This window comes from Sphingobium sp. HDIP04, assembly GCF_000445085.1.
GTDB classification, from domain to species: Bacteria; Pseudomonadota; Alphaproteobacteria; order Sphingomonadales; family Sphingomonadaceae; genus Sphingobium; species Sphingobium indicum.
In genome coordinates, this window is the sequence record NZ_ATDO01000102.1 from 18,104 (window position 1) to 44,720 (window position 26,617).

Here is a 26,617-nt window from a genome sequence, read left to right on the forward strand (position 1 = left end):
CTGTCATTTTCCGCATCTTCCGGACGATCTCGCCCGACTGGAAAAATGCCTTAAAATTCGATGGAAATGTTGACCTTGAGCTTGCTGACGCCCGCGGCCTCGGCAATGCGGGTCTTCGACTGATCGATGACCTCCTTCAATGATCGGGCGTAGGATTCCGGTCCCGATCCGTCCGTTTCCCGAAGCGTCGAACGCCCCTTGCCGTAAAGCAATTGCTGTTCGGTCAGGCCGAAAACGGCGGAAAGAATGCGCAGATTTTCCCTACGCGGCGTGGTCCGGCCGGTTTCCCAGCCCCAAATGGTGGGCTTGCTGAATCCCGTCCGTTCCGACAGCGCCGTGCGGCTCATCCCCTTTTCGTGCCGCAGTCGAAGCAGGCGTTCGCCCAGACCCTCGTCAGCGCCCTCGGGCCGATCGCCGGCGGGCTGCATCGCGTCGCGGCCCGGATGGCGCAGCCTGATCGCGCTCACCACTCCCTGGGGCAGCGCGGTTTCGAAACGGCAGCCGAAAAGGGTGTCGTTCTGCCAGACGACGCGCGCCACGACCTCGTCCGCATCGGGCAGGGACAGCATGACGCCCTGTCCGATCTCCAGCGTCGACCTGGTCTCGATGAGCATGCCCGCCGTCGAGATGTCGTGGATCACCAGGTTCGCGTCGGCATCGCCGGACGTGCCAGGCAGTTCCAGGCGAATGCGCCAGCGCGCGGCGCCGCGCCTGTTGTCGGTTTCCGGTGGCTGATCGACGATCGCTGAAATGGGCATCGATCGACTATTCGCATGGGCGGGTTTCCGGAACGTTAACAGGATGGTCCCGACCCGTTCGCGCCACGCGATGGCCCGAGCCGCCGTTGACTGTAACAGATGTTTGGTATAGACCCTGGTCACGCTTTCAGGAGAGCCCCATGTTCAGCTATGTACCGCCGATCGACGATTATCGCTTCCTGTTGACGGAGGTGCTCGGCTTCGACCGGGCGATGGCGGACATGGGGAAGGAGGTCGATGCCGATCTGGCGGCGGCCGTGCTGGAGGAAGCGGGGCGCATGTGCGCCGACCGGCTGCACCCGCTCAATCGTCATGGCGATGAGGAGGGGAGCCTCCTCGTCGACGGGCTGGTGAAGACGCCGGAGGGCTTTGCCGACGCCTGGCGCGATTTCGCGGCGGCGGGCTGGGCGTCGCTGTCGGCGGACCCGGCATATGGCGGGCAGGGATTGCCGTTCATCCTCCAGCTTTGGCTGGACGAGATGCTCGCCGCGACGAACCTGTCCTTCGGCCTGTTTCCCGGCCTGACGCGCGGCGCGTGCGAGGCGATCATGGCCCATGCCAGCGATTTCCTGAAGGCCACCTATCTGCCGCCGATGGTGAGCGGCGAATGGACCGGCGCCATGGCGCTCACGGAAAGTGGCGCGGGCACCGACCTTGCCCTGCTGAAGACCAAGGCGGCGCCCGATGCCGACGGCAGCTATGCCATCACGGGGCAAAAGATCTTCATTTCCTCGGGCGATCATGATTTCGGCGGCAATATCGTCCATCTGGTGCTGGCGCGCCTGCCCGATGCGCCTGCGGGGGTGAAAGGCATCAGCCTGTTCCTGGTGCCTAAATATCTGCCCGATGCCGATGGCGGCTTCACGATCCGCAACAGCATGTCGGTCGGCGCGCTGGAGAAGAAGATGGGCATCCATGCCCAGCCGACCTGCGTGATGAATTATGACGGCGCGACCGGCTGGCTGGTGGGGGAGCCGCACAAGGGGCTGGCCGCGATGTTCACCATGATGAACGCCGAGCGGCTGATGGTCGGCATCCAGGGCCTGGGCATCGCCGGGGCATCCTACCAGCAGGCGGCCGGCTATGCGAAGGAGCGACTCCAGGGCCGCAGCGCCGACGGAGCGCGAGGCCCCGTCACGATCATCGAGCATGCCGATGTGCGGCGCATGCTGCTCAATATCCGCGCCTTCGTGGAGGCCGGGCGCGCGCTGGCCGGGTGGACCGCGTTGCAGCTTGACCGGGCGCATCACCATCCCGATGCGGCCGAACGAGCCAGGGCGGACGCGCTCGTCGCGCTGCTGACCCCGGTGGTGAAGGCGGCCTTCACCGATTTCGGCTTCGAAAGCGCGGTGCAGGCGCAGCAGGTGTTCGGCGGGCACGGCTACATCCGCGAATGGGGCATGGAGCAATATGTCCGCGACGCCCGCATCGCCCAGATCTACGAGGGCACCAACGGCGTGCAGGCGATGGACCTGGTCGGGCGCAAGCTCCCCATGGCGGGCGGCGCGGTGGTGGAGGGCTTTTTCGCCCTCGTCGAAACGGATCTGGCCGCTGCCGAGGGCTTGAACATCGCCGCGAAGACGCGGGAGGCGCTTGCCTTGCTGCGCGGGGTGACGGCCTCGTTGCGCGGCGCGGGGACCGAAGCGGCCGGGGCTGCGGCGGTCGATTATCTGCGCCTCTTCGCGCTGGTGTCCATGGGCTGGATGTGGACGCGGATGGCCGCCGCCGCGCAGGGCGACGCGCCGCTGCACGGCGCGAAGCGCGCCGTGGCGGACTATTTCGCCCAGCGGATGCTGCCGCAGGCCCAGGGGCTGGCGGTCGGCATCGCCGCGGGCGAAGCCGCGATCATGGCGCTCGGCGCCGAAGCCTTCTGAAAGGACCGACATGGCTGTAGAGAAGAGGAGGGAAGGCGAGACCATCGTCCTGCGCCTGTCCAACGGGCCGGTAAACGCCCTTTCCGCCGGCAACGGCTTTGTCGACCAGATAGCGGCGGCGGTCGACGAGGCGGCGGGCGATCCCGCATGCCGCGTCATCGTCATCGCAGGCGCGGGCCGGATGTTCTGCGGCGGCGCGGACATCGGCGATTTCGATGGCGCTCCGACGCAGGTCAGCCGCGTGCGGGACGTGATCGCGGCGGTCGAGGCCTGCGAGAAGCCGGTGATCATGGCGATCCATGGCATGGCTTTGGGCGGCGGCCTGGAACTCGCCATGGCGGGTCATTATCGCATCGCGCAGGCGGGCAGTCGCCTTGGCCTGCCGGAGGTGACGCTGGGCCTGTTGCCCGGCGCCGGGGGAACGCAGCGTCTGCCTCGGCTGATCGGGGCGGGCGCGGCGCTCGACATGATGCTGTCGGGCAAGCCCGTGACGGCGGAGCAGGCGGCCTCATCCGGACTGGTCGATCGGTTGGTCGACGGCGACGTGGTGGAGGCGGCGCTGGAAGTGGCGCGTGGCGCCCCCCCGCTGCGCCGCACGGGCGCTCTGCCGGTGCCTGTCGATCTTGCCGAAGCCGTCGATGCGCGCCGGGCAAAGCTGCGCGCCGGATTGAGCCAGGCGCCTGCCCGGATCGTCGATTGCGTGGCGGCGCTGTCGGACGATCTGGCCGCCGGCCTGGCCCTGGAGGCGAGGCTGTTCGGGGAACTGATGCGATCCGAAGCCTCCCGCGGCCTGCGGCACGCCTTTTTCGGGGAACGAACCGTGGCGCGCATTCCCGGACTGGCGGCGGACGTTCGACCGCGCGACATCCGCCGGGTCGGCGTCGTGGGCGGCGGCCTGATGGGCACCGGCATCGCGCTCGCGCTGCTGAATGCGGGCGTGCCCGTGACGATGGTCGAACTGCGGGCCGAGGCGCTGTCCAAGGCGGAGGCCACCATTCGCAAGACGATCCAGCGCGATGTGGAGAAGGGCAGGATCGGCCAGGATGCGGCCGATGCGCGCATGGCCGCCTTCACGCCCGCCACGGAGCTGGAGGCCCTCGCCGAAGCGGACCTGGTGATCGAGGCGGTGTTCGAGGACATGGGCGTCAAGAAGCAGGTCTTCTCCGCGCTCGACGCGATAACCCGGCCGGACGCGATTTTGGCGAGCAACACCTCGACGCTGGACCTGGACGCCATCGCCGCGCTGGTGGCCGATCCCTCGCGGGTCGTGGGCCTGCATTTCTTCTCGCCCGCCAATATTATGCGGCTGCTGGAGGTGGTGCGCGGCGGGGAAACGGCGCCGGACGTGCTCGCGACCGCGATGGCGCTGGGCAAGCGGATCGGCAAAGTGGGCGTGGTGTCGGGCGTGTGCGACGGCTTCATCGGCAATCGCATGTTCGAGGAATATCTGCGCCAGGTCTATTTCTTGCTGGAGGAAGGCGCGCTGCCGCAGCAGATCGATGCTGCGATGGAGCGCTGGGGCATGGCGATGGGCCCATGCCGGACCATGGATCTGGCCGGGCACGATATTGGCTGGGCGATCCGCAAGCGCCGCGCTGTGGAGCAGTCCGACCGCCCCTATTCCGGAGTGATCGACCGCATCTGCGAACTGGGCCGGTTCGGGCAGAAGAGTGGAAAGGGCATCTACGTCTATCCGGATGGCCGCACTGCGCAGCCTGATCCGGAAATCACCCGGCTGGTCGAGGATTATTCGGCGGAGATCGGCCTTCAGCGGCGCGCGATCGGCGATGAGGAGATCGTCGGCCGCTGCCTGCTCGCCCTGGTCAACGAAGGCGCCCATATCCTGGAAGAGGGGATCGCCTATCGCCCGGTCGACATCGACATGATCTACCTCCATGGCTATGGCTTCGGCCGCGAACGGGGCGGGCCGATGTTCCAGGCGGACCTGATGGGCCTGCCCGCGGTGCTGGACCGGCTGCGCGCCCTTGCCGCCGGCCGCAACGGTTGGGCATGGACTCCCGCCCCGCTGATCGAGCGGCTCGCCGCCATCGGCGGGGGCTTCGGGGATCTCGATTTTCAGGATGGGAACGCCCAATGACGAATGTCTTTACCGTATCGGCGGCGCGGACCGCCATGGGCTGAATCCCCACACACCCTGGCGCAGCCGCTCCGCCAGGCTGGTGAAGGGCTTGGCCAGCAGTTCGACGCCGCTGTCCGGCCGCCCGTCGCGCACGAGCACCTCCTTGGCGTAACCCGATGCGTAGAGGATGCGCAGCCGCGACTGCCGGGCGCGCGCGTCGTCGTCATCTCGACCGCCAAAATCGCTTCCGATGGGCGTATCCGCTACTTTGCACCCGGTTTGCGTGAAGTCGTGGCTCCTGCGCGGCAGTCGGCGACCGGCGGCGCATCTCTGCAAGGGTCCATGCGTTCAGGGCGGAAGAAGGAGAGAATCATGGCAGACCTGAGCGCGATCAAGGAACATATGGACATTATCGGCGCCGACGGCGTGCATGTCGGCACGGTCGACAAGGTGGAAGGCGACCGGATCAAGATGGTCAAGGCCGACAGCGGATCGCATGGGGACCATCATCATTTCATCGCCGGTGGACTGGTCGCGGCGGTGGAAGGCAATCAGGTCCGGCTTTCCGCCGAGGGCGCCGCGGCGGTCCTCCTGGAGGAAGAGGAAGGCGGTCAGGCGATCATGGACGATGACGACTGACGCGGGCCGCAGCAACGGAGAATCGTCATGGCTGGAAATTCGCCCGGCGACCATCGGGCCGAAGTGGCGAACATGACCGACGAGGAACTCATCGATAGCTGGGAAACGGCGTCGGACAAGGAGACGGAGAACCTGTCCCCCTTCCTTCGGGCCGTGGTCGAGGAAATGGACCGGCGCAGGATCGCCTTTTCCCGCGATCAAGGAGGCGCGTAATGGCCGGGCCGCTCGGCAAAGGCGATGCCGTGACGTGGAAAAGCCGTGGCGGAGAGGCCCGTGGCAAGGTGGTGAAGAAGGTTACCGGAACGACCCGGATCAAGGGTCACAAGGTCGCCGCCACGCCGGACGATCCCCAGTTCATTGTGGAAACCGACGCGGGCAAGCGGGCCGCGCACAAGCCCGAAGCGCTCAGGAAGCGGTGAGCGGGGCATGAGGCGGCCTCAATAGCCGACGGCATAGCCCATGCGGCGGGGGTCCGCCCCGCCCATGCGCGCGCCCGACGGGGCGACCGATATGCCCTGGACGCTGCCGATGGCATAGGGCCCCACCTTCTCGATCCGGTGGCCCATGGCGGCCAGCCCTTGCAGCACGGGATCGGGGAAGCGCCCCTCCGCCTGCACGGTGACGGCGGCGCCAGGCCGGTAGAAATTCGGATCGGCATCCAGCGCGAAGCGCGGCGCCTCTATGGCTGCTTGGATCGGCATGCCGCGATCGACGATGTTGACCAGGAACTGGAACTGCGTCTGGCCGATCGTCTCCCCGCCGGGCGATCCGAACACCAGATGCAACCGGCCCTTGTCGAGCAAGATGGTGGGGCCGTTGCCCAACAGCGCCACCTTGCCGGGCGCGACCTTGTTGGGGTGGCCGTCATAGGGCGCGGTGGACCCCAGCCTCAGCCCGTTGTTGAAGAGGATGCCCGTATTGCCCATCACCAGGAAAGTGCCGAATCCGCCGCCGATGGTGGTGGTGACGGCGATAGCGTTGCCGTCCGCATCGACGGCGGACAGGCTGGTCGTGTCGCCGCCCCGCGTGCGGTCGTCGCCCCGCGCCGCAAAGCGCGGCCGCGCCCGTTCCAGCGCTGCCGCCTGGTCGAAGGCCGCGGCATTGCCGCCCTCCGGATAGAGGCCTGCGCGGGCCGGATCGATCAGCTTGCGCCGTTCCGCCGCGAAGCGCTTGGAAAGCAGGCCCTCGACCGGCGTCTGCGCGAAGCGGGGATCGGAGGCGTAGCGATAGACGTCGGCCTTGGCCACCTTGATCGCCTCGATCAGCAAATGGGCGAGTTGCGGGCCGTCCGCCGGCAGGGCGGCAAGGTCGAACCCCTCGACCAGATTGAGCTGCTCGCACAACTCCAGCCCGGTGCGGGAGGTCAGTGGACTGCTGTAGACGTCCAGCCCGCGATAATGGGTGCTGACAGGGTCGCTCCAGCGCGGCCGATAGGCCTTGAGATCGTCGAAGCGCAGCCAGCCGCCGGTTTCGGTCGAAAAGCGCGCGAATTCCCGCGCAATGGGGCCGGTGTAGAAATAGTCGTAGGCGGCCTGCAGGGCGCGATCCCGGTCGGCGCCGCCCTTCAGCGCCGCGGTTTCGGCATCGGCCAGCGCCTGGAAAGTGCGGGCGAGATCGGGGTTGCGGAAGGTGGAGCGGGGCGCCGGCGGCTGTCCGTCCGGCAGGAACAGGGCGGCGCTGGTCGGATAGAGGCTGATCGTCTTTTGCGCCCGGCCGATGAACAGGGCGATGGACGGATCGAGCGGATGGCCGTCGCGGGCATAGCCGATCGCCGGTTCCAGCAAGGTGGCGAGCGGCAGCCTGCCGAAGCGCCGGGCCAAGGCGATCCAGCCGCCGAAGGCGCCGGGCACGGTCAGCGCCCTGGGGCCATGGTCGAGCGCCTTGGGATCGACCCGAGGATCCAGCAGGCGCGGCGCGCCGCCCGTGAAAGCGAGCGAATGGACCTTGCCAGCCTTGCGGTCCAGACAGGTGGCGAAGCCGTTGCCGCCTGCGCTGGATGCCCAGGGTTCGACGACGTTCATCACCGCCATTGCGGCGACCACCGCGTCGGCCGCGCTGCCGCCCTGCATCAGCATGCGGGTTCCGGCCATGGCGGCCAGAGGGTGGCCGGCGGTGACGCCGCCATGCGGCATCGGCACTTCGATGCGATGCGCCGCGACGCTCGTTCCGCCGGAACGGGGCGCATCCGGGGCGCGGGCGCCCGATTGCGCGCCGGCGGTGGACGCAATGCCGGCGAGGGCCAGGCCCGAAAGGCCGGCGGCAAGCAATTCCCGACGGTCGAGCGCTTCCGGGCGCCGGGGCTTATCGGGAGCGGCCATGGGTCAACCTTCGGTCCTGCTGACAAGGGAAAAGGGGATGCGGCGCCCAGGGCCGGACGCCGCATCCCCACGCATCAAAAGGACTTCTTGATGCTGGTGTACCAGTAGCGCGCCTGCGGCTGGTAGAGGTTCGACAGATAGCCGGTCGATGCCAGCGGCGGATCCTTGTCGAAGATGTTGCGCGCGCCGATCTGGATGCTGGTGTCGTTGAGCGGCCCGCCATTCTTGAACGTATATTGGGCATAGAGATTGACGGTCGTCTGCCCCTTCACGATCCAGGGATTGGTCGAGGCATCGCGTACCGCATTTTCATAGACGCTGTCGATGAACTGCGTGAAGGCGCCGATCTTCACCGGCCCCAGCGTCCAGTCCAGCGTCGCGGCGATCCGCCAACGGGGCTGGCCGTCGCGGCCGACGACATCGCCGCCGCCCTGGATCGGCACGCCCGCATTGACCAGGCCCGCCGAGCGCCCGTCGATCACCGCCGTCACCCCGGCCGGGGCGTCGACATAATAGCTGATCAGGCGCGATGCGTTGACGTTGAGCGAGAAGGTGCCGATGGCTGCGGTCGGCAGCAGATAGTCGAGGTTGAAATCGATGCCCTGCACCGTCACCGGCAGAAGGTTCTCGAAATTGGCGACGACATAGAGCAGCTCGCCCACCGGAGCGAGGCCGGTGCCCGCCACCAGCGCGGCATCGTCCGCCGTCGGGTCGCGCCGCACGACATTGGGGTTGGTGCTGCCCTGGACGCGCCGCAGATAGTCGAGGTTGAGGCCGTTCTGATAGTCGAGCAGGCCGACCACATTCTTCTGCTTGATGCGCCAGCGGTCGACGGTGAACGTCACCTTGCCCCATCCGTCGCCCAGCGGCGGGGAGAAGACCGCGCCGAAGCTCCAGCTTTCCGATTCCTCCGGCTTCAGATTGGGATTGCCGCCGCTGCGCCGCAGGACGGAGATGCTGCGGTTGCACTGGGAGAAGTTGGCGATCCGCCCGGCGCGCAGGTCCGCCTCGCACAGCACATAGTCGATGCCGGTGTTCACGCGGTCCAGCGTGGAGGTGTTGATGACCTCCAGGTTGGGGGCGCGGAAACCCTGCGACCAGGAACCGCGCAGGCGCATGCCCTCCAGCAGTTCCCAGCTTCCCGCGATCTTCGGCTTCGCGACCGACCCGACGTCGCTATAGTCTTCATAGCGTCCGGCGATCTGGAAATCGAGGCTGCGGAAGAAGGGAACCTCCATCTCCGGGCTGAAGATGGGGATGGCGAGTTCCGCATAGGCCGACTTCACGTTGCGCTTGCCGCGCACGTCCGGGCTGGGACTGGCGCCGCCCAGGTCGGAACCGTAGAAGATGCCGGTGACGGCGTCCGTATAGGTCGTGTCGACTCCGCGAATGCCGCCCTGATAGGGGGAACGATTGTCATGATAGGTTTCGCGGCGATATTCGACGCCCGCCGCGATGCCGATGCTGTTGTCCGCCCACAGGCCCAGCAGATTGGCGTTGGAGACCTTGAAGTCCCACAGGGCCAGCGACGTGCGCGTCTTGCGCGTCGCCTTGATGCGGAAGCTGTCGATGGTCGCATCGCTGTTGGGCGTGCAATCCCCGATGGACGGCCGGTCGACGCAGCCGCCGTTGAAGGGGTTGTAGGCGTCGGGCGTGGTGCGGTTGATCGCGGCCTGCAACAGGGTGTTGGAGAAGTTCTCCTGCGTGTCCGCGGCGGTCGCCCAGGTGTAGAGGCCGGCCGTATCCCAGTCCCAATCCCCGATCTGGCCCTTCAGGCCGCCCAGGAAGCGATACTGATAGTTGGTCACGTCGACCTTGCGCGATCCCACGTCGACATAGTTGAGCGAGGTGATCTGCACCGGCAGGCCCGACGCCGGAACGACGGCGGTGCTGAGGCCGGGCAGGCGGTTGGGCGAGCCGACCGGGCCGAGCGGGTTCCAATAGGCATTGGCGGCGACGGTGATCGGAATGTTCGCCAGCGAACCCGGCGCGCCGATGATCGCCTGCGTCTTGCCCCGATAGAAGCCGGCTTCGCCATAGAGGGTCAGGCTGTCGGTCAGGTCGAAATGACCGTTGGCGAACAGGTTGATGCGCTTGATCGAAGGCTGGGTGGTCAGATCGCTGAACGTCGCCGGCGAATTGAAGCGAAGGTTGCTGTCGACCGTCGCCATCTCCGTCGCGCCGTTGCCGTCGTCATAGCAGGTGCCCGTGGTGCCCGACGGGATGCGGCATCCGCTGTTGGTGCTGGGCTGGATGTGGAACTGGCTGGAACTGTTGGTGAAGGCGGTGCCGTTGCTGGTGATGGTCCGGTTGAGGAAAGTGCCGTTGGCGGCGGGGCTCAGCGCGCGGAACGTGCCCCATGGCGTGCTGGTGCTGGTGCCGTTGAACGCCGAGACATTGGCGAAGGACGTGCCCGCCACATAGCCGCGCCGGTCGACATTGGCGGTATAGTCCTGGTCGCTCAGATATAGTTTCGACTTCTGCGCATATCCGGCGAACAGGGTTATGTTGCCGCGCCCTTCGCTAAAGTCCTTGCCGATCAGTCCGTTGACTGTGAACTCGCGAAGATTGGTACCTTCCGCTCCGCCATATTGGGCGTCGAACTTCGCGCCGTCGAAATCGGAATTGAGGACATTGTTGACGACGCCCGCGACTGCGTCGGACCCGTAAAGCGCCGCTGCGCCGTCGCGCAGCACTTCCACGCGGGCGATGTTGCCGACGGGAATGGTGTTGGCGTTATAGCCGAAGGTGGGAACGCCGGAATCGATGACGCCCGAAATCGCCTGCGACGTCGGGTGCAGCACGGTGCGGCGGCCGTTGATCAGCAGCAGCGTGTTGCCCTGGCCCAGGCCGCGCAGCGACACGGTGGAAACGTCGCCGCGCGCAGCGTTCGCATTGCCGCCGCCCAGCACCTGCTCGTTGAAGGTGACGCCGCCCAGTTGCGGGATGGACCGGAACAGGTCCGCGCCGGAAACCGCGGCCACCGCCTCGATCTGCTGTTCGCCCACGACGTTGACAGGCAGGGCGCCGGTCGTGTTAGCGCCCCTGATCTGGGAACCGATGACGACGATCTCGGCGCCTTTGTCCGCTTCGTCCTGCGGTGCGGCGTCGGTCTGCGCATAGAGCGCGCCGGTCGTCATCGCCCAGATACTGGCTCCCGCCAGTATCGATATGCTGTTTCTTCTCACCCTCATCTTGCTGTTCCCCTGTGAAGAAATCCCTTGTCGCCGATCTCCCCGGCCGAAGGACTTTGCGCGATGTCAGTTATCGGGCAGGTGCGCGCCGATGAATCCCGTGCACGACTGGCGTTTGTTCTTGGAAATTGGGTATTGGCCCAGACTGTGCATTCGCGGATCCCCCGACAACTGGAGTTCCGGCATCATCCCCGCATGGGCCTATATCGCCTCCGGCTCCCCGCCGGCAGCATGGGTCGACGGGCGAAGCGCCCACTCCTGCGCCCGTTCAACTTGGTAGAACTGATGAGATCATGATTTCCGCCATGTTGGGATGAATATTTTTTTAAATCCATGAAATCTCGTCAAGGATAGCGGAAAGCGGGATCACTCTCGTTACAGGGAAAAAGACCGGCAGGGCAGATGCTTGCTTTCCCTCGGGTAGCGCTGACTATGCCGATTACAGGGGATCTTCGTTCATGACCGAGACTGCAAGGCAGGGATTGAGCCGCCGCGACTTTGCGGCATTGGCCGTCGGGGGCGTCGTCCTCGCCCAATCGCCCGCTTCCGCGCAGGATGCCGCTCCCGCCGCCAAGGCGCCGCTGGAACCGACCCGGCTGGTCAGCGCGGGGGAAACGCTGCGGCCCGAAATCGTCGGCAATTTCGGCATCGTCGCCGCCGGACGCCATTATGCGGTGGCGGCGGGGACGCGCATGCTGATGGCGGGCGGCAACGCCACCGACGCGGGCGTTGCGGCGGTGTTCGCGGCGGCGGTGACGGAAATCTCCCATTTCGGCTTCGGCGGCGAAGCGCCCACCATCATCTACGACGCGAAGACGAAGAAAGTCTCGACGGTGAACGGGCAGGGGGTCGCCCCCGCGCTCGCCACGCCGGACAAGTTCGCCAAGGCGGGCGTCATCCCCGGCAACGGTCCCAATGGCGGCACCGTCCCCGCCATGGTCGACGCCATGGCCCTCGCGCTGCAACTCAACGGCACGATGACGCTGGACCAGGTTCTGCAACCCGCCATCGAACTGGCGGACGGTTTCGTCATGTATAATTTCCTGGCCGAAGTCTTCGCCAGCCAGAAAAAGGCGACATCCAAATGGAAGGACGCCTACGACACTTATTATCCGGGCGGAACATTGCCGAAGGTCGGCGAAATCTTCCGCCAGCCCAATCTCGCCAAGACCATCCGCATCATCGCCGAAGCGGACCGCGCCACATATAAGAAAACAAAGGACCGCAAGGCCGCGATCCAGGCCGGACGGGACGCCTTCTACCGGGGCGACATCGCCCGCCGCATCGGCGCGGCGATGGAGCGCGACGGCGGCCTGATGCGCTACGAAGACCTCGCCGGTTACAGGGGCAGGGTGGAAACCCCGGCCATGACCAGCGTCTTCGGCTATGAAGTCTACAAGGCCGGTTTCTGGAGCCAGGGCCCGGCCATGCTGATGGCGCTCAACATAGCGGAGGCGGCGGGCATCGCGCGGATGGAGCCGGGGTCCGCCCCCTATCTCCACACCGTCGCGGAATCGATCAAGCTCGCCTTCGACGACCGCAACGCCTATTTCGGCGACCCCGACTTCGCGACCGTGCCGATGAAGGGCCTGCTGTCGAAGGACTATGCGGCGCAGCGGGCCAAACAAATCGGCCCGAAAGCCTCGCTGGAGCATCGCTATGGCGACCCTTGGGCGTTCGAGGGCAGGGCGCGCACCACCCCCGCCTTCACCCCCCATATGCTGAAGGCTCCGCCGCGTCCCACCGCCGACACCACCGCCATCGAAGTGGTGGACAAGGACGGCAATCTGTTCAGCGCCACGCCCAGTTCCGGCTGGCTGCTCGGCGGGGCCTATATTGCGGGCGACACCGGCGTGCCGATGAGCAATCGCCTGACCGTTTTCGACCTCGATCCGGAAAGCCCCAATGTCCTCGCGCCGGGCAAGCGGCCGCGCACGACGCTCTCCCCCTCCATGGTGCTGAAGGACGGCGCGCCCTATCTGGCCATCGGCACGCCGGGCGGCGACAATCAGGACCAGCAGATCATGAACGTGCTGCTGCGCGTGCTGGCCTTCGACCAGCCGCTCCAGGCCGCGATCGAGGCGCCCCGCATCAACAGCAACCATTTCCACGCCTCCTTCGCGATCAAGAAGGATGAGCCGGGCGTGCTCGAAATAGAAAATCGCGTGCCGCAGGAGGTCCGCGACGATCTCGCCGCGCGCGGGCACAAGCTCGACGTGCTGGGGCCGTTCGCCGTCTCCACGGGCATCGTCGCGGCGGGCGTCGTGCCCGGCAGCTTCACCTTGCGCGGCGGCGCGGACGTCCGCCGCGAACGCTATGTATTCGGTTGGTAAAAGGGCATTTCGATGATCTCCCATATGAAGCTGTTGTCCGTCGCCCTGCTGTCCGCCTGCGCCGCGCAGGCTCTTGCCCAGCCCGCCAATCTGGCCCAGCCCGCCAACCTGCCCCCGCCCGGCGGCGAAAAACCCATCGCCTTCGACGTGCATGAGGGCACGTCCATGGCCGTCTCCGTCTCGCCCGACGGCAAATGGCTGGCGGTCGACCTTCAGGGCAGCCTGTGGATCATCCCGGCGAAGGGCGGCAAGGCGAAGCGCATCACCGACTATTTCAACGACGCCCGCCAGCCCGTCTGGTCGCCGGACGGATCGCGCCTCGCCTATTTCGCCTATCGCGACGGCGGCTACGACCTCTGGACGATCAAGCCCGACGGCAGCGACATGCGCAAGCTGACGCAGGGCGCGTGGGACGACCGCGAACCCGCCTGGTCGCCGGACGGCAGGACCATCGCCTTCTCCTCCGACCGCAGCGGCAATTACGACATCTGGACGCTGGACGTCGCCAGCGGCGCGGTGAAGCAGGTCAGCAGCAACGGGCGCGAAGACCGCATGCCAAGCTGGTCCCCCGACGGCGCGAGCATCGCCTATGCCGGGATCGACGGCGGAAAGACCGCGCTCTATGCAACGACCGTGGCCGACGGCAAGGAAAGCCTGCTGCAGCAGGTGGCGGGCAGGGTCGACGCCCCCTCCTACGGCCCCACCGGCCAACTGGCCTATGTCGTCCAGGACGCCAAGGGCAGCCATCTCGAAGTCGACGGCAAGTCCGTCAGCGCCGCCGAAAATGTCTTCCCCTTCCGCATCAGCTGGGGGAAGGGCGGCTATTATTACGTCTCCGACGGCAAGATCCGATATCGCAGCGGCGCGCGCCTCTCCACCATCGACTTCGCCGCCACGCTGGAGGCGGTGAAGCCCAGCTACGCCCGCGCCAAGCGCGACTGGGATAGCACCGCCCCGCGCAAGGCATTGGGCATCGTCCACCCCACCATCTCGCCCGACGGCAGCCGCATCGCCTTCGTCGCCTTGGGCGATCTCTACCTCATGTCCTCGAAGGGCGGCGCGCCCGAAAACCTCACCAAGGACGTCGCGCTGGACGCCGACCCGGCCTGGTCGCCGGACGGCCAGAGCATCGCCTACACGTCCGACAAGGGCGGCGGCCTGCCGCAATTGTGGATACGCGACCTCAAGACCGGCAAGGACCGCAAGCTCACCAGCATCGACACCCAGCCTCTGGGCGCCGCATGGTCCCCCGACGGCAGCCGCATCGCCTTCCTGGATGTCGACGGCCGCTGGGGCGTCGCGGGCGTCTGCGTCGTCGATGTCGCGACCGGAAAGATAACGCGCCTCCAGGCCTCGCTCGGCCAACCCGGCAGTCCCACCTGGTCGCCCGACGGCAAATATGTCGCCATCGCGCTCTCCTACAAATATTCCAACAGCTTCCGGGAGGGCACGAACCAGATCTACGTCATCCCCGCGGACGGCAAGGGCGAACCCTTCTGGCAGATACCGCAGGCCAATGCCGGCACCGACACGCGCGGCGGCGGCGGCCCCGCCTGGTCGCCCGACGGCACGAAGATGGCCGCGATCTACGAAGGCCTGCTGAAGATCTGGCCAGTGGAAGCGGACGGCAAGCCGATGGGTCCGCCGCGCAGCTACACCTCCGAAATCGCCTATTTCCCGACCTGGACCGCCGACAGCCGCACCATCCTCTACCAGTCGTCCGACAAGCTGAAGACCATCGACACCGAAACCGGCGTCATCCGCGAAATCCCCGTCGACCTCAGCTACCGCCTCGCCATTCCCACCGGCCGGACGGTGATCCATGTCAGCAATCTCATCGACTCCGTCCGCGATGAGACCCAGCATGACAAGGACATCGTGATCGAGGGCAACCGCATCGCCGCGATCCGCAACCACGACCCGGCGCTGCACAAAGCGGACCGCTTCATCGACGGCACCGGCCTCACCGCCATTCCGGGCCTGATCGAACATCACGCCCATCTGCAAAAGGATTTCGGCGGCAATCTGGAACGCGCCTGGCTGGCCTATGGCATCACCACCGTCCGCGATCCGGGCAACCAGGTCTATGACGCCGTGGAGGACCGCGAAGCCGCCGAAGCGGGCGTCCGCCCATCCCCGCGCCTCTACATCAACGGCCCGCTGCTCGAATGGCAGCGCGTCTATTACAAGATGGGCGTCGCCGTCTCCGGCCCCGCCCATCTGGAGCGGGAACTGGAGCGCGCCCGCCTGCTCAAATATGACATATTGAAAAGCTATGTCCGCATGCCCGACATCTACCAGCGCCGCATCGTGGAGGCCGCGCACCAGATGGGCGTGCCCGTCACCGGCCATGAAATCTTCCCCGCCGCCTATACCGGCGTCGACGCGACCGAGCATCTGGGCGCGACCAGCCGCCGCGGCTATTCGCCCAAGCAGGGTCCGATGGGCATGGCCTATGAGGATGTCATCCAGCTTTTCGGCAGGAGCGGCCGCACGCTGACGCCCACCAATTTCGGCGCGCTGACCGGCTATCTGGAAAAATACCCCTCCTATCGCGACGATCCGCGCCTCAACCTCTATCCGATCTGGGCGCGCAAGACCGTGACGGAAAGCGATCCCTTGGCTGCCCTGCTGCGCCCCCTGATCGCGGGCAGCCTGACAAGCCTCAAGAAACTCTATGACGCAGGCACGCTGGTTGCGGCGGGCACCGACACGATGATCGCGACCAACCTGCATGCGGAGCTTTCCTCCTATGTCGACGCCGGGCTGACCCCCTTCCAGGCGCTCCAGACCGCCACGGTCAACTCGGCCAAATCGCTCAATCTGGACGCGGGCACGCTGGAGGCCGGCAAGCTGGCCGACATCACCCTGCTGGAGGGCGACCCCCGCGAAAATATCGCCAACACCTTCAACGTCAGGAAAGTGATCGCCAACGGCCAATATTATGACGTGGCGGAACTGATCGCCGCCGGACAGGAAAGCGGGAAATAACAGAGCAATAAAGACATGGCGGATTTTCCCCTCCGCCTCGTTCTCCCGAACATAAGCATCGACATTGCCAGAGTTTGCCCTGTTCAAGTTGAAGCTCAACCTGAAACATGCTTCAACTCGACAGGCCAGGCTCCAAAACAGGGAGCGTTCATGGCCAATCCGTCATCGTTCAGGCTTTCTCTCGCGGGCATCATGGCCGCCGCCATCCTGTCCTCGACGGCCCATGCCGCGCCGGTCGAACATAAACAGGCCCCCGGCGCAATGATCGCCAGCGCCGCCGTGGTCCCGCCCGGCAGCACCCTCTATTTCCTCTCCGGCGCGACCGGATCGCCCATCGACCCCAAGGACATGGAAAGCCCCGACGCCTTCGGCGACACCGAAGCGCAGGCCCTGTCCATCTTCACGAAGATGAAGGCGCAACTCGCCGAACTCGGCCTCACCATGGGCGACGTGGTGAAGCTGACCGTCTTCCTGGTCGGCGATCCCAAGCTGGGCGGAAAGATGGACCGCGACGGCATGACCCGCGCCTATAAAAAATTCTTCGGCACGGCGGAACAGCCCAACCTGCCGACGCGGTCGGCCTTCCAGATCGCGGGCCTGGCCCGGCCGCAACAGTTGATCGAGATTGAGGCGATCGCCGCCAAGGGCAACTGACCTATCCGCTGCCAACCGAACGCGCTCAGGGGGTATCCATGGACAACAGCACGCAGCCCAGCCGCCGCCAGCTTCTGGGCCTGATTGGCCGCGTCGGCGGCGCGGCGGCCATGTACCAGGCGATGACCGCGCTGGGCCATGCCGCAGAAACCCGGTTCGACGGCCCGCCCGTCCTCTCCGGCGCGAAGCCGGGTGCGTCGGTCGTCGTGCTGGGCGCGGGCCTGGCGGGCATGGTCGCTGCCTATGAACTGGAAAAGGCGGGCTATCAGGTCAAGATACTGGAATTTCAGGATCGCCCCGGCGGCCGCAACTATACGCTGCGCGGCGGCGACAGCTTCACCGAAAGCGACGGCACCGTGCAGAAGGTGCAGTTTGCGCCGGGCAACTACATCAATCCCGGCCCCTGGCGCATCCCCCACCACCATAATTGCCTGCTCCATTATTGCCGCAAATTCGGCGTGGCGATGGAACCGTTCATCCAGCTCAACCATAATGGCTTCATCCATTCCAGCGAAGCCTTTGGCGGCAAGCCCCAACGCTACAAGGCGGTGGCGACCGACTTTCGCGGCCACACCTCCGAACTGCTGGCCAAGGCCGCGAACGCCAAGGCGCTGGACGCCAGCATCAGCGCGGAGGACAAGGAAAAACTGCTGGAGGCGCTGCGCCACTGGGGCGTGCTGGACGCGAACATGGCCTATAGCAGCAGCGTCGCCGTCTCCGCCCAGCGCGGCTACGACCGCCCGCCCGGCGGCGGCGTAGGCGGCGCGCCCACGCCCTCCCAGATCGCAAAACTCGGCGACGTTCTGGACCCTCAGGTCTGGACCGCGATGAGCTTCTATTTCAACTATGTGATGCAGACCACGATGTTCCAGCCGGTCGGCGGCATGGACATGATCGGCAAGGCCTTCGCCCGGCAGGTCGGCAAGCTCATCACCTATAATGCAAAGGTTATGAAAGTCGCCCAGAACGGCAAGGGCGTGACCGTCAGCTATCGCGACGTGCCCAGCGGCCAGGTGAACAAGGTCAGCGCCGACTGGTGCGTCTGCACCATCCCCCTGTCGATCATCAGCCAGGTGGAAATGCAGGTCGGCCCGAAACTGGCGGCGGCGATGAAGGCCGTCCCCTATGCGGGCCAGCTCAAGATGGGCCTGGAATTCAAGCGCCGCTTCTGGGAGGAGGACGACAATATCTATGGCGGCCACAGCTTCACCGACCAGTCCATAGCCCAGCTTTCCTATCCCAACGACCGCTTCTTCTCCAGCGGCCCGGCGGTGCTGCTCGGCGCCTTCGCCCGCGACGCGGGTGCCTTCGAACTGACCGGCATGACCCCGCAGGAACGGATAGAGGCGGCGCTGGCCCAGGGCGAAATCTTCCATCCCCAATATCGCAAGGAATTTTTGAACGGCGTATCCGTCCCCTGGAGCCGCGTCCCCTGGATATTGGGCTGCACCTCCCGCTGGAGCGAGGAGAACAGGGCGGCCCATTACGACAATCTCGTCGCTCTGGACGGCAGCGTGGTGCTGGCGGGCGAACATGCCAGCTATTATGGTGGCTGGATGGAAGGATCGCTGCTCTCCGGCCTCGACGCCATCGCCCGCATCCACCAGAGGACGCAGGCGGCATGACCCCGCGCCGCGCCCTCATCCTGATCCCGCCCCTGTTGGCGCTGCTCGCCGCTCCGGCCCACGGTGACACCCCCGGCGGCGTGCAGGCAAAGAACAAGACGGTCGACGGGGAGAAGGTCTACAAGCAGATCTGCGCCGCCTGCCACATGCCCAACGCCATGGGCAGCGGCGGCGGCGCCATCCCGGCGCTGGCGAAGAACCGGAAACTGGCCGACCCCGCCTATCCCATCGGCATCGTGATGAAGGGCAAGGGCGCGATGCCGCCGATGAACGAGATGCTGTCCCCCGCGCAGGTAGCGGCGGTCATCACCTATGTCCGCACGAATTTCGGCAACGCCTATCCCCAAGCCGTCACGGAAGCGGACGTCAAACGCATCGTCAGGCCCGGCCGAAGCATGGAGTGACAGGAAACCCTGTTCTTTCCCGCGCATGCCGATGCGCGGGCCGGCCTGTAGAGCAGCGACGTCTTCACCGCGAAAACCCTTAGCAATTTCCCCTTAATTGATTCGCTTCCTCGCCTCACATCTAATCGGTTTCGATGAAGTGAAGGGGAAGCCATGCAAGTCGCTGTCCAGTCGAAGCCGCAGGTGAATACTCAATCCTGTCCGCTTGTCGTCGATCTGGACGGCACGCTGATCAAGGGGGACTTGCTGGTCGAATGCCTGATCTCGGCCTTCAACGACAGACCCCGCACCATCTTCTCGTCCTTTCTGCGCACTGGATGGAACAAGGCGGCGATCAAGGCGGAACTGGCGGACAGCCCCGATTTCGATCCCCATTACCTGCCCTATGACGATCAGGTGCTCTTGCTGATCCGCGCGGCGCGGGCGGAGGGAAGGCCGACCTACCTCGCCTCGGCGGCCGATGCCCGGCTGGTGTCGCAGATCGCGGATCATCTCTGCCTGTTCGACGGTTGGTTCGCGTCCGACGGGACGACCAACCTGTCGGGCAGGGCCAAGCGCGACCGGCTGGTCGCGGAATTCGGGGAGGGCGGCTTCGACTATATCGGCAATGCCATGGTCGACGTCCCGGTCTGGGAGCATGCCGCGCAAGGCTATGCCGTGCGCGCGCCCACTGCCGCCTTCCGCCATATGCAGCGCAGGGGCCGTCCGCTCAAGGCTCTGGCGGAGGAAGGGGCCAGCCCCGGGCTCTGGCTGCGTCAGTTGCGCGTCCACCAATATGTGAAGAATGCGCTGGTCTTCGTGCCGCCGCTGATCGGCAATGAGGTCACCCGGCTGGCCCTGCTGCAAAGCCTCTGCGCCTTCGTCGCCTTCTCCCTGATCGCGTCGTCCATCTATATCGTCAACGACATCGTCGACCTGCATGCCGACCGGCGGCACCCCAGCAAGCGCGGCCGTCCGCTCGCCAGCGGGCAGTTGCCGATCGGGGCGTCGCTGATCGTGTCCGGCCTGCTGCTGGCTCTCGGCCTGCTGACGGGAGCGATGGTGTCGCTGCCGCTGCTGGGCGTGCTGTTCGGCTATTTCGCGCTTACCAGCGCCTACAGTTTCGTGCTCAAGCGGAAATTCCTGATCGATGTCCTGGCGCTATCCCTGCTCTACGCCGTGCGGGTGATCGGCGGCAGCGCGGCGACAGGGATCGTCATGTCCGACTGGCTGCTCGCCTTCGCCGTCATGTTCTTCACCAGCCTGGCGCTGATCAAGCGCTACACCGAACTCGCCAAGCGCAAGGACGCCGATCTGGGCGACGCCAGCAACCGCAATTACAAGGTCAGCGACATGACCATGGTGATGTCGATGGCGGTGGCTTCCGCCTATGTCTCCATCACCGTGCTGGCGCTTTATTTCACCTCGCCGGCCGTCAACGGCTCCTATCGCCATCCCGACCTGTTGTGGATCATCTGCCCGATCATGCTCTACTGGGTGGGGCGGATGCTGATGCTGGCGCATCGCCGCCTGATCCACGACGATCCGGTCGTCTTCGCCCTGCGCGATCGCATGAGTTCGGGCATGGTCTGCCTGGTCCTGCTCATCATGTTCGCGGCGCACTGATCCCATCCCCGGAGGAAAACCTTGCCTGCCCAAGCCCTGGCTGAACATCGCGCCGCCGCCGGCCTGCTGTGGCCGCTTCTGGTCCTGACCTGCGTGCTGCTGTCCTCCGGATCGCAGGTGCTGATGAAGATCGGCATGAACGGCGTCCCGGTGCAGAATGCGTTGGCGCGCGGATCGGCGATCGAGATCGCGGCCACCATCGCAACCACCCCCCTGGTGATCGTCGGCATGGCGATGTTCGGCCTCAGCGCCGGGGCGTGGCTGATGGTCCTGTCCCGCATGAACCTGTCGCAGGCCTATCCCTGCGTCGCGCTCGGCATCGTGGTCACCGCCATTTGCGGCTTCTGGCTGCTGGGGGAGGCGATTTCGCCGGCACGCCTGGGCGGCATCGGGCTGATCGTGGCGGGCGTGCTCGTTACGGGGCTGAACTGAGATGGCGGCGACCGCGCTTGGCGCGCCCGCCCGCCGCACCTGGCCGATCGGTGTCAGCCGCGTCGACCTGGTGCTGGTCATCCTGCTCAGCATGACGGCCATGGCGACCTGCCTGTTCAACGGCAAGGCGCTGTCGCCGCAGGTCTATGACACGTTCAACATCTATTTCCAGGCCGATCCGCCCCGCGTCATCTCCAACATGACGGAGCGCTGGAGTCCATGGCAGAACCGCACCGTCGCCCATCCGCTCTTTTCCATAACCGCATTGTCATCGGTCAAGGCGCTCGCCTTGCTCGGCCTGCCGCCGATGCAGGCGATCGGCCTGCTGCTGATGATCGCCGCCGCGGTCAGCGCGGGCGGATTCCATGTGGCGATGCGGCTGATGGGCCTTGTCCCCGCGGCGGCGGCCGGCTTCACCCTCGCATTGGTCGCCAGCGCCGGTTTCCTCCACTGGTATGCCTTTATCGAAACCTATGCATTCAGCGCGACCGGCATCGTGCTGATGCTGATCTTCACCTGTTCGATGCGGGGCCTGCCCCGCGCCGGCTGGATCGTCGCTTCGGCGGCAAGCGTCGCGATGCTGATCACCAATTGGGGCCTGGGGCTGGCGGCTGCCTTCTTCCGCCTGCCGTTCCGCCAGTTTCTGCTGGTCAGCGGGGGCGCCTTCCTGCTGGTGTCGGCGGTCTCGGCGGTCCAGATGAAGCTGTTGCACCGCGCCGCCTTCTGGCTCGACCCGCGCATCATCGCCAAGGAAAAGACCTATGCCGGGCCGAAGATGCATGCCGCCGGCATAGAATGGCGCCCGTTCATCAGCGCGCGCAACGCCCTGGTGATGCCGGGCGTCGTGCCGTCGCCGCAGCGGGACAGGATGGAGACGGAGATCGGCGCTTCGACAGTCGTCACCAACCAGTTCGCGCCGCTCGGCCGGTGGGGCGTGGCAGGTACCGTTGCCGCCGCCGCCTGGCTGGTCCTGCTGGCCGGAGGCGTTGCAGGAACGCTGGCCGATCGGCAGAGGCGGCCCATCGGGCTGGCGCTGGGGCTGTTCCTGGCTTCGAAGATCCTCTTCCACAGCGTCTATGGGGAAATCACCTTCCTCTACGCGGCGGACATCGCGGCTGCGGCGCTGGCTTTCGCGGCGCTGGGATGGTTCTCCCCCTATCGCAAGACAGTCGTCGGCGCGCTGGTCCTCTTCATCGTCGTGGGTTCCATCCATAATGAGCGGCAGTTTCTGACCGCGGCGAAGCTTTCCAACCAGATTGCCCTGGACAAGCAGCATGGCCGCGCATCCGGCATCTGAGTCAAATTCTGAGCCGCTTCGGCAAGGACTGCCGCATGCCCTCTTCGCTATAGAGCCACATCCGGCCCAGACTTCCCACCCGGTCATGAAGGACCAGCGATCCGAACAGGGAGAACAGCATCAGGAAGGGCGTGACCCATAGAAAGGCATGATCCCCCAGCGGCAGGACCGACAGCGGCATGGACAGCGCGGCGATGACCAGCCCATGGCCGAGGTAGATGCTGAGCGTTCGCCGCCCGAAAAAAAGCAGCGGCCGCTTCAGCCACGAAATCCGGTTGAGCAACGGGGCGACGCCGACCGCCTCCATCAGGCCCGCCATGGACAGGCCGATATGCGCGCCGGGATGGCGCGTCAGCATCCAGAGGGCCGTAAAGCCTGCCGCTCCGCCGACGATCAGCATCGCGGCATGGCGCGGCGCCCATTCCGCCAGCGCCCGGCCATACCATGCCCCCCCGATGAAGAAGGGCACATAGAGCAGGCCGTTGCGCCACGGATAATGGGGCAGGTCCGCCGCCGCCTCGGCCGACAGGGCGCAAAGCAGGAAGATTGCCGACAGATGGACCGGACCTCGGAAGCGGGCAATCGCCTTGGCAAGGACCAGATAGATCGCCATCAGCCACAGGAACCATTGTCCGCTGGGCGGGATGATCCACATATAGATGAGCTGCCATTTGGAAAGGCCCAGCGGCTTCAGCCCGTCGGTCGGGTCGAAATAGCGGAAGAACAGCCAGTAGATCACGGTCCACAGGCTGTAGAGCCAGACGAGATTGGCCACCCGGCCGGTCAGCAGCCGGACCCACGACCGGCTGAGCGCCCCGGCGGCGAACAGCCCCGCTATGGCGAAGAACAGCGGCATGCGGATCGGCTTCGCCAGCGCATCGAGCGTGGAAAAGACCGCCCAGCCATGGCCGATGGAAGGGCTCTGTTGCAAAGATTGGCGGCAGTCAGAGGTAGGCTGTCGCTCTGCGCCGATCAGGCGGCTGCTGCGAAATGGTGGTTGAGCATGCCCATGGCCTCCGTCAGCGCCGAGGGCCCAATGCCAAAAGCTCTCTCCACAAGGCGCACCTCGCCCCTGATGCCGGGCTGCAGGCACCAGGGGCGAGCCTGTCCTTTGCGCAGGGCTCGCATGACTTCGAATCCCTTGATCGTGGCATAGGCCGTGGGGATCGATTTGAAACCGCGCACCGGCTTGATCAGTATCTTGAGCTTTCCGTGATCGGCCTCGATCACGTTATTGAGATACTTCACCTGCCGGTGGGCCGTCTCCCGGTCCAGCTTTCCTTCGCGCTTCAATTCGGTGATCGCTGCACCATAGCTCGGCGCTTTGTCGGTATTGAGCGTGGCAGGCTTTTCCCAGTGCTTCAGGCCTCGCAGGGCCTTGCCCAGGAACCGCTTCGCTGCCTTGGCGCTGCGGGTCGGCGACAGGTAGAAATCGATCGTGTCGCCCCGCTTGTCGACTGCCCGGTACAGGTAGGTCCACTTGCCCCGCACCTTGACGTAGGTTTCATCCAGGCGCCAGCTCGGATCAAAGCCACGCCGCCAGAACCAGCGCAGCCGCTTCTCCATCTCCGGGGCGTAGCACTGGACCCAGCGATAGATCGTCGTATGGTCGACCGAAATGCCGCGTTCCGCCAGCATTTCCTCAAGGTCGCGATAGCTGATCGGATAGCGACAATACCAGCGCACCGCCCACAGGATCACATCACCCTGGAAATGGCGCCACTTGAAATCCGTCATCGTTCCGTCCGTCCAATCTCCGCCAAGCATGCTCAAGCTTCACGATTTTTGCAACAGAGCCCGGCGTAGCACCCGTTCGGAAGTCCTGAGATCATAGCCGAGGCTACGGCGAACGGCGAGATAGCGGTCAAGCTGGCTGGCGAGGCTCATTGTGCACCTCCCGCGACGGGCCAGGGCTGGGCAATGGATCGCAAGCCTTCGATCTCAAGCCGGGCGTAGATCATGGTGGAACCGCGCGACCGGTGGCGCAGCATGTCGCCGACCTCGTCGAGTGAAGCGCCACGATTTATGAGTTGCGTGGCAAGGCTGTGGCGTAGAACATGCGATCCCACATAGGGCGTAGCGGGCTTCTGACCGGTCGCATCGAGCGCATCCTTGATGATAGCGTTGACGATCTGGCTATCCTTGAATGGTCGATGCGGAGCGCGCTGGGTGACGAACAGGGTCCGGCAGTCAGTCGGTCCGCGCTCCTCCCTCAGATACCGGCTTAGGGCTTCACCGACCTCGGCGGTGATGGGCACACGGTCATGCACTTTGCCTTTGCCGCGCACAGTCAGTTCGCCTGAACGCCAGTCGATATCGTCGAGTTCGATCCTGGTGATTTCCGGCGCGCGAAGCCCAAGCCGTGCCATGATCAGGAGCATCGCATAATCGCGAACGCCGTGCCGGGGATTTCGGCGAACCCAGTCAAGCACGGCTTCGACGCCTTCGGGCGACAGATGTCGGGGAAGGCGCTTGTCGCGAGCCATCGCTGCTTTGGGCACGCTTAGGGCAAGGTTGGTCGCGGTGACGCCTCGTGCGAACAGGTACTGGAAGAACGTGCGCAGATGCGTCACTGCACTCTTGTCTCGGTATGGCCGCCCCCGCGACAGCAAGTGTTGAACGAACCCGACGGCGTCAACGGGTCGTAAACTGGTCAGGTCGAACATGTCCGCACCAAAGCGGTGGTCCATGAAGCGGTTGGCAAAGCGGAGCGTATGGTGGATGCTGCGCGGACTGAGGCCGCGCTGTTTGGTGAGATAGGTTTCGAAGTCGGCCAGCAGTTCGGCGCGGGCGACCTCAGCGGGAGTCGGTGCAACCGGCTTGGCAACGCATATCTCGATCAGGTGCGCAGCGAATTTGCGCCCCAGGCTGTAAAGGCGGATCGTTCCTGTTCTCTGCGGCTCTGCTGCCCGACCCAGCTTTTCCGCAAGATCGGGCGTCAATGCCGATGGTGCAATGCCAGCCTCATCCATTGCCAGTCCAAATCTGCGGATCAGATTTCGGTATTCTTTGATCGTGGCGTGTTTGTAGTTCGCCTCGGCAAAGCAGCGCATGAAGCTGTCGATGTACGGCTCAATGCAGGTTTTGGTGATTATCGTCATGGTTTTCGTGCTCCATAGGGTTGGAGCGCGATCCGGGCCTTGTCGTCGCCCTGACTGCAAGATTATCAGTTGTGTTGGTTTCAGATATGCGGAGTGGGCATGAAGCAGAAGACCAAGGTTTTGGGTGATGCAGCCGTAAAGGCGTTGATCGAGAAGTACGACTGCCCGGTGCCATTCCACGAAGTGCGCACCCGGCTTCTGGGCAATATCGCAACCCCGGAGCTATCGGCCTCGCCCTTGCAGATGATTCAGGATTTATGGGGCGGTGAGTTGCCCGTGTTCGACAGCGTGGACGAAGCCAACGAATTGATTGGTGCTCTGATCGACGGCCTTTGGAATGGGCTGACCCGGCACCAGAAGCGTAGTCAGCCATTCAGGCTGACACGTGTGTCGATGGACCCAACTGCTGCAAATCTCGGACACTACGGGCTGATCCGTCTTGAGGAACTGGATGGCTTCATCGAAGGTCTGTTCAACGGTCATGATATCATCGATCTACCCGAACGTGCTCATGGCGCGATCGGCCAACTTGCCGAGCTCCGTGCGATGATGGGCGGTATCTGCGAACTCGTGGAACGTGACCCCAATGCGGATGATCGCACCCAGCTTGACACGACATTCAAGCACCTGCGCGAACTGACCAAAATCATGGAGACCGAAATCCACGAGACTGTGCTGGCTTGCACTCGTGCACGGCGACAGATGCTTGAAGGCATTCTCACCGAGAAGCCGACGGTGCATTGATCCAATGTCCGAGGAACGTCTCCGCGAGAAGCTGCGCAAGATCGAAGCTCTCTATGCCGGCGCCACGACCGCCGGCGAGCAAGCCGCCGCAGGTGCCGCTGCGGAACGCATTCGCCGCCAGTTCGCAACGGCCAGCAAACAAGAACGTGCCGAGGAGTTCAAGTTTTCAATTTCTGACCCCTGGTCACGACAGCTCTTCATCGCTCTGTGCCGCCGCTATGGCATCAAGCCATTTCGCTATGCGCGCATGCATCGTCAGACGGTGATTGTTCGCGCGCCAGCGAGTTTCGTTCGGATGACGCTATGGCCAGAGTTCGAGGAACTGAGCCAAGCCCTGACCTCGCATCTGGATGAAATCACGCAGAAGATCATCAGAGAAGAAGTGCACGAAGCCACGCAGGATGCGGAAGAAGTGAGCGAACCGCGTCAGTTGCGCTGAACGTTCCCACATTCCAGCGGATTACCTCCCAGGCACCAGGAATATGCCGAAGCGGCACGTCACCAAATCGCGGAAACACGAGATCCTACGATGCCATGCGGCATAATCCGGGTTACGGCATTATGAACC

General features: G+C 65.1%; 22 protein-coding genes. 15 read left to right on the forward strand and 7 right to left on the reverse strand.

From position 1 onward, the window contains the following. Positions 1 to 50: 50 nt before the first annotated feature. Positions 51 to 758 (reverse strand): helix-turn-helix domain-containing protein, encoded by a 708-nt coding sequence (locus tag L286_RS38455; protein WP_020819699.1) that lies wholly within the window; start codon positions 756 to 758, stop codon positions 51 to 53. A gap of 140 nt (positions 759 to 898) precedes the next feature. Here L286_RS38455 and L286_RS38460 point away from each other — a divergent pair, with 140 nt between their 5' ends. After that, positions 899 to 2,632: an acyl-CoA dehydrogenase family protein gene (locus L286_RS38460; protein WP_020819700.1), complete on the forward strand. Its 1,734-nt coding sequence runs from the start codon at positions 899 to 901 to the stop codon at positions 2,630 to 2,632. Between the two features lie 10 nt (positions 2,633 to 2,642). Further along, entirely contained in the window at positions 2,643 to 4,730 is a 2,088-nt protein-coding gene (locus tag L286_RS38465) for a 3-hydroxyacyl-CoA dehydrogenase NAD-binding domain-containing protein (protein WP_020819701.1), read from the forward strand. 9 nt (positions 4,731 to 4,739) lie between these two features. Here the strand turns inward: L286_RS38465 and L286_RS38470 are convergent, their stop codons facing one another. Then, entirely contained in the window at positions 4,740 to 5,048 is a 309-nt protein-coding gene (locus L286_RS38470; protein WP_020819702.1) for a hypothetical protein, read from the reverse strand. Positions 5,049 to 5,084: 36 nt separating this feature from the next. Between L286_RS38470 and L286_RS38475 the strand changes: the two genes are divergently transcribed. Genes L286_RS38475 through L286_RS38485 form a run of 3 tightly spaced genes read left to right on the forward strand, consistent with a single transcriptional unit; the run spans position 5,085 to position 5,770 of the window. Beyond that, positions 5,085 to 5,351 carry a DUF2171 domain-containing protein gene (locus tag L286_RS38475; protein ID WP_013053762.1) on the forward strand — a complete coding sequence of 89 codons (267 nt, stop codon included), beginning with the start codon at positions 5,085 to 5,087 and terminating at the stop codon, positions 5,349 to 5,351. 27 nt (positions 5,352 to 5,378) lie between these two features. After that, positions 5,379 to 5,564: a hypothetical protein gene (locus L286_RS38480; protein ID WP_013053763.1), complete on the forward strand. Its 186-nt coding sequence runs from the start codon at positions 5,379 to 5,381 to the stop codon at positions 5,562 to 5,564. Further along, positions 5,564 to 5,770 carry a DUF2945 domain-containing protein gene (locus L286_RS38485; RefSeq protein WP_020819703.1) on the forward strand — a complete coding sequence of 69 codons (207 nt, stop codon included), beginning with the start codon at positions 5,564 to 5,566 and terminating at the stop codon, positions 5,768 to 5,770. Before L286_RS38480 ends, L286_RS38485 begins: the two co-directional genes overlap by 1 nt. A gap of 18 nt (positions 5,771 to 5,788) precedes the next feature. Here L286_RS38485 and L286_RS38490 read toward each other — a convergent pair whose 3' ends face one another. Both L286_RS38490 and L286_RS38495 read right to left on the reverse strand, forming a co-directional pair. Next, entirely contained in the window at positions 5,789 to 7,669 is a 1,881-nt protein-coding gene (locus L286_RS38490; RefSeq protein WP_020819704.1) for a gamma-glutamyltransferase family protein, read from the reverse strand. Between the two features lie 74 nt (positions 7,670 to 7,743). Beyond that, positions 7,744 to 10,809, reverse strand: coding sequence for a TonB-dependent receptor domain-containing protein (locus L286_RS38495; RefSeq protein WP_020819705.1), 3,066 nt, complete (start codon positions 10,807 to 10,809; stop codon positions 7,744 to 7,746). A 512-nt stretch (positions 10,810 to 11,321) separates the two neighbouring features. Between L286_RS38495 and L286_RS38500 the strand changes: the two genes are divergently transcribed. The 8 genes from L286_RS38500 (at position 11,322) to L286_RS38535 (ending at position 22,204) form a co-directional block, all read left to right on the forward strand. Then, a complete protein-coding gene (locus L286_RS38500) occupies positions 11,322 to 13,196 on the forward strand; it encodes a gamma-glutamyltransferase family protein (protein WP_025160585.1) in 1,875 nt (624 codons plus the stop codon). A gap of 12 nt (positions 13,197 to 13,208) precedes the next feature. Beyond that, positions 13,209 to 16,187: an amidohydrolase family protein gene (locus L286_RS38505; RefSeq protein ID WP_020819707.1), complete on the forward strand. Its 2,979-nt coding sequence runs from the start codon at positions 13,209 to 13,211 to the stop codon at positions 16,185 to 16,187. 150 nt (positions 16,188 to 16,337) lie between these two features. Next, positions 16,338 to 16,841, forward strand: coding sequence for a RidA family protein (locus tag L286_RS38510; protein WP_020819708.1), 504 nt, complete (start codon positions 16,338 to 16,340; stop codon positions 16,839 to 16,841). 38 nt (positions 16,842 to 16,879) lie between these two features. Then, positions 16,880 to 18,466, forward strand: a complete 1,587-nt coding sequence (locus L286_RS38515) for a flavin monoamine oxidase family protein (protein WP_020819709.1) — start codon at positions 16,880 to 16,882, stop codon at positions 18,464 to 18,466. After that, entirely contained in the window at positions 18,463 to 18,870 is a 408-nt protein-coding gene (locus tag L286_RS38520) for a c-type cytochrome (protein WP_020819710.1), read from the forward strand. Before L286_RS38515 ends, L286_RS38520 begins: the two co-directional genes overlap by 4 nt. A gap of 153 nt (positions 18,871 to 19,023) precedes the next feature. Next, positions 19,024 to 20,475 carry a UbiA family prenyltransferase gene (locus L286_RS38525; RefSeq protein WP_020819711.1) on the forward strand — a complete coding sequence of 484 codons (1,452 nt, stop codon included), beginning with the start codon at positions 19,024 to 19,026 and terminating at the stop codon, positions 20,473 to 20,475. Positions 20,476 to 20,496: 21 nt separating this feature from the next. After that, complete coding sequence (locus L286_RS38530; RefSeq protein WP_020819712.1) at positions 20,497 to 20,907, forward strand: DMT family transporter; 411 nt, start codon at positions 20,497 to 20,499, stop codon at positions 20,905 to 20,907. A gap of 1 nt (position 20,908) precedes the next feature. Next, positions 20,909 to 22,204 (forward strand): hypothetical protein, encoded by a 1,296-nt coding sequence (locus tag L286_RS38535; protein WP_020819713.1) that lies wholly within the window; start codon positions 20,909 to 20,911, stop codon positions 22,202 to 22,204. Position 22,205: 1 nt separating this feature from the next. Here L286_RS38535 and L286_RS38540 read toward each other — a convergent pair whose 3' ends face one another. The 3 genes from L286_RS38540 to L286_RS38550 all read right to left on the reverse strand — a co-directional run bounded on the left by L286_RS38540 (position 22,206) and on the right by L286_RS38550 (position 25,305). After that, entirely contained in the window at positions 22,206 to 23,135 is a 930-nt protein-coding gene (locus L286_RS38540; protein ID WP_021223626.1) for an acyltransferase family protein, read from the reverse strand. Between the two features lie 41 nt (positions 23,136 to 23,176). Beyond that, on the reverse strand, positions 23,177 to 23,941 hold the full coding sequence (locus L286_RS38545; protein WP_001389365.1) for an IS6-like element IS6100 family transposase: 765 nt from the start codon (positions 23,939 to 23,941) through the stop codon (positions 23,177 to 23,179). Positions 23,942 to 24,087: 146 nt separating this feature from the next. Beyond that, positions 24,088 to 25,305: a tyrosine-type recombinase/integrase gene (locus tag L286_RS38550; RefSeq protein ID WP_020818722.1), complete on the reverse strand. Its 1,218-nt coding sequence runs from the start codon at positions 25,303 to 25,305 to the stop codon at positions 24,088 to 24,090. Between the two features lie 99 nt (positions 25,306 to 25,404). On the opposite strand from L286_RS38550, the gene L286_RS38555 reads away from it, so the two are divergent. Both L286_RS38555 and L286_RS38560 read left to right on the forward strand, forming a co-directional pair. After that, positions 25,405 to 26,049, forward strand: coding sequence for a hypothetical protein (locus tag L286_RS38555; RefSeq protein ID WP_021222981.1), 645 nt, complete (start codon positions 25,405 to 25,407; stop codon positions 26,047 to 26,049). Positions 26,050 to 26,053: 4 nt separating this feature from the next. Further along, a complete protein-coding gene (locus L286_RS38560; protein WP_020818720.1) occupies positions 26,054 to 26,488 on the forward strand; it encodes a hypothetical protein in 435 nt (144 codons plus the stop codon). The last annotated feature ends 129 nt before the right edge of the window (positions 26,489 to 26,617 follow it).